The sequence below is a fragment of the Ruegeria arenilitoris genome, assembly GCF_013032445.1.
In the GTDB taxonomy this organism is placed as follows: domain Bacteria; phylum Pseudomonadota; class Alphaproteobacteria; order Rhodobacterales; family Rhodobacteraceae; genus Ruegeria; species Ruegeria arenilitoris_F.
Map to the genome: position 1 here is coordinate 1 of NZ_WQCA01000050.1, position 10,966 is coordinate 10,966.

Annotated in this window: 12 protein-coding genes; 11 read left to right on the top strand and 1 reads right to left on the bottom strand. The window is 52.5% G+C overall.

Annotated features, from left to right (window positions below):
* The first annotated feature begins 378 nt into the window (after window positions 1-378).
* From GOW98_RS24590 to GOW98_RS24620, 7 genes are all read left to right on the top strand, one after another.
* Entirely contained in the window at window positions 379-678 is a 300-nt protein-coding gene (locus GOW98_RS24590) for a hypothetical protein (protein ID WP_170337109.1), read from the top strand.
* Window positions 679-862: 184 nt separating this feature from the next.
* Window positions 863-1,237 (top strand): DUF4345 domain-containing protein, encoded by a 375-nt coding sequence (locus GOW98_RS24595; RefSeq protein WP_170337111.1) that lies wholly within the window; start codon window positions 863-865, stop codon window positions 1,235-1,237.
* Window positions 1,238-1,253: 16 nt separating this feature from the next.
* Window positions 1,254-2,111 carry a DUF302 domain-containing protein gene (locus tag GOW98_RS24600; RefSeq protein ID WP_170337113.1) on the top strand — a complete coding sequence of 286 codons (858 nt, stop codon included), beginning with the start codon at window positions 1,254-1,256 and terminating at the stop codon, window positions 2,109-2,111.
* A 260-nt stretch (window positions 2,112-2,371) separates the two neighbouring features.
* Window positions 2,372-2,911: a dihydrofolate reductase family protein gene (locus tag GOW98_RS24605; protein WP_170337115.1), complete on the top strand. Its 540-nt coding sequence runs from the start codon at window positions 2,372-2,374 to the stop codon at window positions 2,909-2,911.
* Window positions 2,908-3,486 carry a TetR/AcrR family transcriptional regulator gene (locus GOW98_RS24610; protein ID WP_170337117.1) on the top strand — a complete coding sequence of 193 codons (579 nt, stop codon included), beginning with the start codon at window positions 2,908-2,910 and terminating at the stop codon, window positions 3,484-3,486. The genes GOW98_RS24605 and GOW98_RS24610 overlap by 4 nt, the downstream gene beginning before the upstream one ends.
* 223 nt (window positions 3,487-3,709) lie before the next feature.
* On the top strand, window positions 3,710-3,967 hold the full coding sequence (locus GOW98_RS24615; RefSeq protein ID WP_170337119.1) for a YjhX family toxin: 258 nt from the start codon (window positions 3,710-3,712) through the stop codon (window positions 3,965-3,967).
* Between the two features lie 530 nt (window positions 3,968-4,497).
* The gene (locus tag GOW98_RS24620) at window positions 4,498-4,956 is read left to right on the top strand and encodes a hypothetical protein (RefSeq protein ID WP_170337121.1); all 459 of its coding nucleotides are present in this window, start codon (window positions 4,498-4,500) and stop codon (window positions 4,954-4,956) included.
* Window positions 4,957-5,259: 303 nt separating this feature from the next.
* On the opposite strand, the gene GOW98_RS24625 is transcribed toward GOW98_RS24620, so the two are convergent.
* Window positions 5,260-6,267, bottom strand: coding sequence for a helix-turn-helix domain-containing protein (locus tag GOW98_RS24625; RefSeq protein WP_170337123.1), 1,008 nt, complete (start codon window positions 6,265-6,267; stop codon window positions 5,260-5,262).
* Window positions 6,268-6,384: 117 nt separating this feature from the next.
* On the opposite strand from GOW98_RS24625, the gene GOW98_RS24630 reads away from it, so the two are divergent.
* From GOW98_RS24630 to GOW98_RS24645, 4 genes are all read left to right on the top strand, one after another.
* The gene (locus tag GOW98_RS24630; protein ID WP_234900806.1) at window positions 6,385-7,797 is read left to right on the top strand and encodes an amidohydrolase family protein; all 1,413 of its coding nucleotides are present in this window, start codon (window positions 6,385-6,387) and stop codon (window positions 7,795-7,797) included.
* A gap of 26 nt (window positions 7,798-7,823) precedes the next feature.
* Window positions 7,824-8,588 (top strand): DUF3299 domain-containing protein, encoded by a 765-nt coding sequence (locus GOW98_RS24635; RefSeq protein WP_170337125.1) that lies wholly within the window; start codon window positions 7,824-7,826, stop codon window positions 8,586-8,588.
* Window positions 8,585-9,763, top strand: coding sequence for a carbohydrate porin (locus GOW98_RS24640; RefSeq protein ID WP_170337128.1), 1,179 nt, complete (start codon window positions 8,585-8,587; stop codon window positions 9,761-9,763). The genes GOW98_RS24635 and GOW98_RS24640 overlap by 4 nt, the downstream gene beginning before the upstream one ends.
* A gap of 114 nt (window positions 9,764-9,877) precedes the next feature.
* A complete protein-coding gene (locus GOW98_RS24645) occupies window positions 9,878-10,258 on the top strand; it encodes a hypothetical protein (RefSeq protein WP_170337130.1) in 381 nt (126 codons plus the stop codon).
* The last annotated feature ends 708 nt before the right edge of the window (window positions 10,259-10,966 follow it).

Here is a 10,966-nt window from a genome sequence, read left to right on the forward strand (position 1 = left end):
CGCAACTTTATTTTACCTCCGTTGTTGTCGCTGTCGCCCGATTTGTCGGGCCCTTCCGACCGCTGGAGTGAGTGCTGGCGGTCGGAAGGCTGTTTGCAATGATCGAGCGTTGGGAGGACGCGATGCTTAGACTTAGTGTATTCGCCCTCCCTCCGGAATTCGCTCGAGCTTTTGCCAGTGTCGTCAATCAGCTTTCACACGTTGTCGGCGGTCTCGGTAATCAAAGTAATATCGCTCTACCCGCCAAGCCCCCCGCGACAAGTTGTTGGGAAGGGAAATCACTGGGTCGAAGTATGTTCCATAGCCTGCTCTGACGCGAGAACTTCAAACAAGCCCATCCAATTTCACTAATTTCAAGGGAACCAGAGGGAGAAGAAAATGTCTAACAAGATGGTGATGATTGCAGGCGCGACATGTTTCGCACTGCTTGCGGCCTGCGACGATACGAGTACATCAAGCGCGTCCGCCGAGCTCACGCCGGCTCAGCAGGCGTGTTTGCGAGATGTAGCCAATACGACAAACAATTCGCAAGTCGTGGTGCTCTCATCCGCGTTTAGCGAGGCGGGAACACAGGTTACTGTAGGCGTTGGCGAGGATCGTGCTCCTTGGAATTGCATTGCTTACAGTGATGGCGCGACAGCTGGTATCGAGTTCCTGGGCGACGAAGGCGCATTGTGACCTGTTTGGTGCGTAGCTGAACACGGCTGCGCAGTACTGGCTCGCTCTTCAGAAAACTCGACTTGGCCTGTCGGATACACCTTTCAGAGCGTAGTTTGGGCATCCGTTTCGGATCATCGATGCTCCAAGAGACCGACCAGGAGTTTTGCAAACAAAGCGAAACCTCTACGAGAAGGAGTCCTCCATGAGTGCCAGATTAGTCCTTCTGCTTGCGGCCGTCGGCCTCGTGCCAATTGCGTTTTCATATGGCCTGATGCCCGGCAGTTCGATCCCAGTTTTGCTGGGATTCCCGGTGGAAGGGACGAACCAAACCCACGTGTTCCGAGCGATTATGGGTCTTTACCTGGCAAACGCGTTGTTTTGGTTGGCGGCCGCTTCGAAACCAGAATTACAACGCCCCGCGCTGTGGGTTCTATTTTTGTTTATGTCGGGACTGGCCGTTGGACGCATACTAAGCATTCTTATCGATGGAGTTCCGAACGGGATACTTCTCTTTTACCTTGCGGCCGAGATAGCTTTTGCGGCTCTGGCGGCGGTTTCCCTGAAAAAAGTACGATAAAAAAGGAAGTGATAAAATGGTGAGGTTTGGCTTTGTTTTCTCGATGATTGCAACTTTATCAGTTTCGACATCCGCTTTTGCACAATCTTTATCTGTCCAGACCGCGGTGGACGAAAACTTCTTAGCGCTTGAGACTGCCGTTGCCGAAGCGGGAGTTACTCCAATCGCATCGATAGATCACTCGCGTTTGGCCAAGGCCGAAGGCGTAAAAATGCCCGCGTCTCGTGTACTCATTTTCTCTGATCTTGAGATAAACACACCTATACTGGAAGAGAACGTGCGAGCAGGTTTGGACCTTCCTTTTCGCGTTCTCTCTTTCGATCAGGATGGTCGCCCACAGATCGCCTACACAGATTCTCAGTTTCTCAAAGCCCGGCATGGGCTCACTGACGCCTCTTCGTTGCGCGCATTTCAGAGCAAGATGCTCGAAGTTCTAAACAACTTGGATGCAACACCAGCGCCGACCAACGGGTTGTTTGCCGACTATGGGGTCATCGAACTGCGATCTCAGCTCAGCGTACCAAAGGCAGTGGAACGTCTCAGAAAAGCAGTGATGGAGCAGGACGATACGGTCTGGTTTGGGGGAGTCGATTTTGCGGCCGAAGCGTCCCACCTGGGGGTGGAACTGCCGGATGCAGTTCTCTTACTGTTCGGCGGACCAGCACCTGGTGGCGTGGCTATGGCGGGCTTTCCGGTAATTGGTTTGGATGCCTTTTGCCAAAAACTATTGGTTTACGCGAATGAAGAAGGCGGCTCCGTAGTCATTTTCAATGACATCGCTGCCTTGGCAGAGTTGCACTACGGTTCCTCAGCGGAGCCTCATCACGGTTTGAACAAACGGCTTACCGAAACGTTTCGTTCCGCAATTGAGTAGCCGCTAGTTGGAAGTCACAATTTTCTGAATTTAATTTCGTATTTGGCTGCCAATTTTGGGCTCGATTAGATTGGTGAGGAATTCTGGCAGTCGACTAAATTGCAGACAAATTTGCCGTGTGTCATGACTGGTTTCTGCTCTTTCTGAGAGTGCCAAAAGTGCCTCTTTCTTCGTTAGAGTGTCGTATCTGAACTGATCAAGTTGCGGGTATATGTTTAAGTATTTATACGCTGTCTAATTTTGACTAAACGGAGGACGCCATGCCAAGCGGACACATCATGATGGCCATGAGCCTCGACGGTTTCGTTGCAAGAAAAGACCATTCGCTCGATTGGCTGAATAAACAGCCCGCTGATAACGAAGACCACGGATTCATCGAGTTTTTGAACAGCGTGGATACTCTTGTTATGGGGACCGGATCACTGCGAACTGTTCTTGGATTTGGTGAATGGCCATATGAGAAACCCGTCGTGGTACTCAGCCGCTCCATGACGAAACAGGACATACCTCAGCATCTACACGACAAAATTGAGTTCTCCACTGCTAGCCCCGAAGAGTTATGGGGAGTCTTTCACCAGCGCGGTTACAAACGCGTATATGTCGATGGCGGTGCGGTCATTCGGTCGTTCCTACAGGCCGGATTTGTACAAGACATGAAGATTACGTTGGTTCCTATTCTACTGGGCGATGGCATTCGCATCTTCGGTGAAACGAACGGCGATGTTGATCTTGAACTGATCTCTGCCACTCCCTTTCCATCGGGTATGGTCGATCTGGTTTACGAAGTGAAAAGTGCATGACCAATTCACCGACTGTCGGGCGACCAAAAAAGTCAGAGGAACGTCTGTCGAAACAGCTTATCCTGCAAACTGCCCTGCCCATTGTTCAAAAGCAGGGAGCGGATGCGCTTTCGTTTCGGTTACTGGCGGACAAGTTAAAGGTCACGCCGATGGCGGTAGCTTACCATTCTGGCAGCAAGCGTAAGCTGCTGGCTGACCTGATTGAAATAGCCTTTGCGAAGACGCTTCAGGGCATCGTTGAAGAAGAAGCAAGCGCGAAAGCGCGTAGCATATTAAGTGCCTACTATCTTCGGGCCTTGCCGAATGCCAACCTGCTGCGCGCAGTTCTGGATGATATCACTCTCATCAGTAAAGACCTGATGGACGTCACAGATAAACTGCGGGCATGCACGCGGGAACTTGACGATGGTGACGAGAACGATGTGCTTCTGCACCTTCTCGTCGACTACACGCATGGCTTTGTCCTCTCCGCGGCAAGCGGCGAAAACAGCCCGTTAACAGTCGACGACTTTTTGCGGGGTATCGATTGGGTGCTGGCGCGTGCGGCAGGAGGCTTACATGTCGGCCCAAAATGAGACACTCATGCAATAAGGGATATTGACGCGTCTTGCCTGAAGGACTATCTGCGCCAAACGTATGAGGCGGTACGCCTCACACAACGGAGATTTTATGAAAGAGACCCGGGCCTAACGCCCGTTCCTGGCGACCCAAATTCAGGAACACCAACACTGATGGGCACACTCACGCGCGATGCTGAGTGTCCTTTTTGTTGTTCTTTCGTAAAACCGAGACATCACAATGAACATCTCAAAGCACGAGCAACGTGTTTTGCACGAACTCGCCCTTGGCGGGGCGATCCACTTCGAACGACTGAAAAACGGAAAAGTCCATGACGTCACTTGTTATACGCGTGACGGCTATGTGCTGTCCGACTGCACCCTGAGTGTTTTCCAACGCTTGCTGAAAAAGCGCTTTATCCAATCCAAAAACGGCAACCCCTATCGCGCCTCCGCGTTGGGGATCAAATCCGTGCGCGCCCAAATGAACCAAAGATAGGAAAGAACCATGGGTGCGAGGGGTCTGACATCAGCACCTATGGGACAGTTTAGGTTGATTTGATAAGAGATGGTTTCTGGCTCATCGTAACTAATAACAGAGGATATTGAGTGTAGTCGCTTCACGACTCAGCTGCCGCCAAAAGGTAAGCACCACAAATGGCATGGAGCCGAACGGCCGGCCAGTTTGCGACCCAGTCATCAACGACCTGAACCGCGTTGAACACCGCATCAGAGGTCGCTATTTCCGCTGCACAATGGCTTCAAATCTCTCTACTTCGCGGCAATAGGAATGCTGTGAGTGCAGGTGCAGTTCAACGAGCGTTTCCGGTATGGATTTACTGTTGTCGCTCTCTGCAAGTCGCGTTGGCGGCAGGTCGCAGCCCAAAGCGGACCTTCATCACTAAGCTTTGCAATCTCTGAGATGCGGGACGAAGCTGACTTTTCAGGTCCGGCTATGCGTTCCTTTCCTAGCAATAAATTTCGTAGTCTCTATCATGCTGGTTTTGCCCCACTGTCGAAGGAAACAACATGTTGCGTTCAATGCTTATCCCCGCAGTTCTCTTTGCGCCTCATTGTCTGACTGCTGCAGAGAAAGTGTCGGCAACGAACTTCTATGTCGTCAACCAAGAGCAAATTTCCGCGGGCGAGGACGTGTTCTGGAAAGAGGACAACTATGGGACTTATACCGTTGACGAGGGACCAATCGATCCTGGTTTTGTCCGGTGCGTGGGCTCGGGTTTCGGCGGACCCAGCGGTGTCAGCGGCGGTGGCGTCTGTGTTTATGGTGAAGAAGAGGACACGTTCACCATGAGATGGGAGGTTGTTGCCTTCGGCGTCAACAACTGGCGGATTGTTTCCTCCACCGGCAAATATTCGGGGATGACTGGAAGTGGAACGACCAAAACACGTGTGGCGTCAAAATTCCTGGCGCTACCGCACCGTATTTCTGACTGGGAAGGCGAGGTTGCCTTGCCCGCTAGGGATTGAAACTCGAACTGAAATGGTCGGGGATGATGCTGATTTGAAAGGTTGGCAAAGCCCGCATTGGTCTTGTTGTCGCCTTTCGTTACTTTTCACATTAATGACCGGTGGCAGCCCGAAGCGGACCTTCGCAACCAAGCTTTGCTAACTCCGAAATACACAACGAAACGGCCAGTTGCAGAGGTTGTATCGGCGGTGGCAACCAACCATTCATGTCGTCGACTAACCTGTTCAACGTCGCACTACAACTTCTCCGAACTGATCCCACGAGGACCTAATCTTCGAAGCGTTCATTTGGCTCGACCACATTTACTTGCTTCGGAACTTGGTCGGTGTCATTCCGGTCTGACCTCGGAAAAAGCGAGTGAAATGGGACTTGTCAGAATAGCCGAGCATCAGTCCGATCTCTGCAATTGTCATCTGGTTTTGTTTGAGGTGCTCCTTGGCGACATCGATACGCAGCCGTTTGATTTCGCGCGGTAGCGTTGTGCCTTGTTTTTGAAGCGCTTTCAGAAACCGTTCCGGTTGTATTCCCAGCATTCCAGCCACCATCTCTGGTCCCAAATCGGTTTCATCCAGTTTGTCGCGTAAGACAGATCGCAAAGCTGCCACCACGGTTACTTCTTCATCTTGTCGAAGTGATGCTATGGGCTTGGCAGAACCCTCAGAGACGTGGTGCAAAAACAACCATTCCACAGGAAAACTAATTTGCATTCCGGGATCAGTCCCAAGGCCAACCTCGATCCCTTTGTAGTCGATAGGCAGCCCATTGATGTATCTGCTTTCCCATCGCACACGGGAAGAGTCCCAGGACTCTCCGACGACGGTCTGCAATAGGCGTACATAGATTGCGGCACCAAAACCGGTCACCTGAATGGGTGGGACGGTTGGTTCCTGTTGCCTCTCGATACGATAAGTCGCTTTGTCTGCTTCAATGACAAGGCTGTGCCGCACAGAATTGGACTCCTGCGGCACGAGCTCAACAAAGCGGGTAAAAAACTCGAACAGCGTTTTTGTAGATTGCAAGGCTTGAGCGAAGGGCGGCCATCCTTGTAGGTCAAACGCTTCCCCTACATTCACTCCTAGGTATCGATCCCCTGATACTTCTGAGAAAGCATTTACCAAGCCGTAAACCAACTCGGAGTGAACGAACACGGATGGGTTAGTCATCAGTTCAGCTTTCAAGCCGACCTGATCCAATGCTGGTTGCGGATTGATCTTACGTTCGGTGAGATATTGCAGAAAGGGAGCGGCTAAAGAGAGGCGAACAAAGCCCTCGCTATGCTCTCGGGAGGTGGAGTTGAAAGGCAAGCTCATAACCCTTGTTGGATTAGCTTTAAGAAGTGGCCATTTTTGCAGTCACATTCGTACATCCTAATTCAAAAGGGGCAACCGAGCCAATGAATTCCAGACTATAGTTGGCAAAACATGAATATGAAGGGAGTACTTATGTCCGGCTTACGAATGTCTCTTTGCTCGACGGCAATTGTCGCGGCAGTTCTTTCTTTTTCGGCGACCGCGCAGGCTCAGGATCAAGAAGAACCCCAAACGCTGTTTACCAACGTGCATGTCTTCGACGGTGTGAATGAGCAACGCATTGAAAATGCCAGTGTTCTGGTCGAGGGCAATCTGATCAAGTCCGTCTCAACCGATGCCATTGATGCGCCGAGCGCGACGGTTATCGACGGCGGTGGGCGCACTCTGACACCGGGCTTTATAGAGAATCACGCGCACCTGATGCTCATGGGGCCATCGATTGCCGAGATGGAAACCAACTCGACCTGGGAGGATTTCGCCATCCACGGGACCCGGATGGCCGAAATGTACCTGATGCAGGGCTTCACGACCGTTCGCGATGCCGGGGGCGCTGGCGGCGGGCTGCGGCGCGCAATTGACGCCGGCCAGATCGTCGGCCCCCGCTTTTATCCTTCCGGGGCATTTCTCGGAACACGTGGTGGTCACGCCGATTTCGCATCCTTCACATCTCCGCCGGGTGGGGTGACCAACTTTGGGACTCTGAATATGGCCCAACAGGTCAACGGTGTTGACGAAATTTACATGTATGGCCGCAACAACCTGCGCATGGGTGCCACGCAATTGAAGTTCATGCAATCAGGTGGGGTGATTTCGGCATTCGATCCATGGCAGTTGCTCGCCGGTTCGAAAGAAGAGATCGAGGCCGCTGTTCAGGTTGCCAACGAGTACGGCACCTATGTCATGGCACATTCCTACCGCAAAGAAGCGATCATCAATGCCCTGAATGCAGGGGTCAGAACCATTGAACACGGATTTCACTTTGACTGCGAGATTTCTGCTTTGATGAAAGAAAAAGGAGCGTACATCACGACGAACATCACAGCATTTGATCCAGGCCTACTTGATGTTCCTTCCGTGAAAAACAACCCCAACAGTTTGAGGAAGGCCAAATCGGCCTCGGCGACCTTCGAAGCCTACATTCCAAGTATGAAGGAATGCCCGGCGCCGCGCGGTTTCCAAACCGATTGCGTCGGCTCGGTCGAAGCGTGCAACATCCAGATCGCCTACGAGAAACATCTGAATAACCATTTCTTCGGCCCCTATGCGTCGATGGTAACCCTAACTTCGGTAGGTGGCGAGATCGCGGCACTTAGCGGTGATTTCATGAACCCCTATCCGGAAGGCAAACTGGGTGTGATCGAAGAAGGCGCCTATGCCGACATCCTGCTGATAGACGGCAACCCCCTCGAAGACTTCTCTGTCGTTGGAACAGGCGATCAGTGGTTCGGTGCGGACCCGAGACCGGACAGCCCGGAAACAATCCGCCTGATCATGAAGGACGGTGTGATCTACAAAAACACACTGGATTGACCAGATAAAGCAGCCGGAGAGCATTCATGCGAAATTGGTTTTGCTCCGCAGTATTCGCAGGGTTGGTTTTGTGCGGTTATGATGCTGCGGCGACGCCTGGAACCGCGTTGGACTGGGCAGATCTGCCAGATCCGTCTGCGCAGGTCTTTGATGACCCCTATCGTGAACTCAGCCCCGAACAGTTCGACGATGTTCTTTTCGTTGTGCGTATACGCGGCAGGTTGCAGCAGGAGGTTGGCAGCGCCGAAGAACGGCAGAAATGGCAATTGCTTTTAGCAGAGACCGAAGACGCCTTGGTGTCAGACGGAATTGACGTCGACTGGTTACTCGATCAGCGCGAGGTTGTGACTGAACGTCGAAGAAAGGCTGGAACGAGCGGAAACCCGCAATTCGACGGCAGAACAATCACACTCGCGGGCTTTGCCATTCCTGCTCCAAGCGATCCGGACGGCCGGCCTGTGGCGTATTTGGTGCCAGAAAGAGGGATGTGCAGCCACATGCCTCCACCTCCGCCTAACCAGATGATCCGTGTGCGGTTGAACGGGGACTGGGCGCCTAGCTATTTCCACGAACCCGTTCGGCTGACAGGCACGCTGACTATCGATCCTTCCGTTCATAATATGATGGTTGTGGATGGCCTCATGCCTATGAATGCGACTTTCCAGCTAGAGGCGGAACGTGTCGAAACTCTGGAAACCGAGGCAGACAGGTTGGAATGGAAGCAGCGTGCTGCTGATCGCATCCGCGCGGCAGGAAATCGCAAGACCGGTGGGGCACAGGCGTCAAAATGATAAGACTTCTGGTTGCCGCATTGAGCATTGCATTTGCTGGCGCAGCGTCGGCTCAGGGACTATCCGGGCCATCTTCAGTCGAAGCCGATCTTGCGCCCGGAGACGGGCTCACCGATCCGCAATATCGTTCCGATTTTCCACGCAACATCGCACCGGGTTGGTTTCAGTGGAAAGACCGACTGGCTGAGGGTGGTTTTCGGTTCAACATTGACTACCTGGCATTGGGCCAAACCACGGATGCTGATCTGGGAACCGGCGAAGCAGCCAGCGGAATTGCGCGGTTCTACGGCAGTTGGCAGGCAACTGAACGGGGGTCTCTGACATTCAAGATCGAAGACAGGCACAGTTATACTGACGTTGCTCCGCAATTTCTCGGGCTGGATGGCGGAGCCCTTTCAATCACGGGAACAGCCTTCAATGACAACGGTTTGCTTCTGACCAATTTGTTCTGGACCCAAAGGGCTGAGAATGGGTCGTGGGCGCTGCAAGTCGGCCAGATTGATGTAACGGACTTTGTGGATATCTACGGGTTGGTAAGCCCCTACAGTGGTTTTCAAAACCTGTCTTTCAATACCAACCCGACAATCAACACGCCCAACCAAGGCCTTGGTATTGCCGGTGGGGTAAAGCTGAGCGAGAACCTCTACGCCGTTGCCAGCGTATCAGACGCAAACGCCGACCCGTCCGATCCAAACTTTGATGTGTTTAGCGACGGCAATCTCTTCAAGTCGCTCGAACTTGGGTACACGTCCGGCTTTGATCGCATCTACTTCGACAATATCCATCTGACCCTCTGGCATGCGGATGCGGCTGACGATGGCAGTCGAGCAGAAGATTACGGCGCAGCGTTTTCCGCCGCATGGTTTGTTGACAATAAATGGATGCCGTTCTTCCGTGCAGGGGCCTCGAAGGGAACCGCAGCGCTTTATGAACGGTCGATTTCTGCCGGTCTCGGTTACTATGGTCGCAACACCGATTTGGCCGGTCTGGGCCTAAACTGGGCCGAAGCAAGAGGCATAGATGGCGATCAGTTCACGCTTGAAGCTTTCTACCGCTTTTCAATCTCACCCGGACTGCAGATCACGCCATCGGTACAATTCATTTCCGACCCGCTTCTAAATCCCGATCAGGACCGGATTACCCTGTTCGGTCTAAGAACCCGGATCGTTTTCTAATGCGGGGTGAAGGCAGTCACTAAGGGGTGTGCCAAAGGGCAACTAAGAGAGATCAAGCGCGTGCCGGAATTTTCAACGCCGGTCGAATGAAGTTGGGAAGCAAAGGAACAATCTATGAAGATTGCATACGGAATTCTTGCAGCCTTAGCAGTTGTGTTTTTCATCCTTGGAGGCAGCGATGCCCATGCCAAAGACAACAAGGGTAAAAAGCCGAACAAGGGGGGCAAGAACGGTGATGTCAGCATTCAGATAGAAGACAAACCCGGCAAAGGCCCAAAAGCTGTACCACCTGGACAGATCAAGCGCTACACGCGCGGTGCCAAGCTCCCATCTGACCTGGAGTTCGAGGATATTGGGGACCTTTCCAAATGGAAGCTTGGGGAGCCGGGCAAAGGAAACCGCTACATTCTGGTCGATGACGAAGTCCTCGAAGTTACGAATGACCTGTCTACCGTGGTCGATGCCGTCGGCATCGTCGGTGATCTTCTAAATTAGGCGAAAGTACGATGTTTCAGGGCAAGAACTACCTCGTTTGCCCTGACGCTGGCCGGGGCGATCATTTGTGAACCCCGGCCCAAGTTCAAAACCCGGATCCGAGGCGCTACGATGATAAAGGCCCTTCTTGTTCTTTTTGCGCTTGCTACCTTTTCGTCAGCACGCGCCCTACTCGCTCAGGAAAACGGTGCAACTGAAGTCCCGCAAACAATACGCTTTGAGGGCTATGTATAGCCCAGTCGCGAAGCAGAACTGTCGCCTTTGGTGGACAATGTGGTCAACCGGACTTTGCAAAGTCTGCTTTCTGCGCATCGCAGACCTTCGCGAGTATCCAACGCTCCTTAGGGAGGTCCATTGCGGGATTGAGCAACGCAAAGGGCCATAACCGCAACGACTACGCCAAAAACTGATTGGGTTCATCGCTAAGGCAGACAATCGCGCAGTGCTAAACTATGGGCGAGCAACACAAACTCATGGGGTGCGCGAAGTGTTATGCGCAAACCTACACAAATTGTAGGTGCGCCCATAACGCTGCATTCCTGCTATTGATTTCATTCCTCAAATTCAGGTGAACTTGCCCATAACTTTGCGTGGTATTTGCGCATAAATTTGCACGATTTGCCCATAAGTTTGCACACTCCCCCTCGGTGTTCGCTTACATCCTTCCGAAAGTTTTTTTGAGTTCTGCGACTTGAGCTACATCCAACA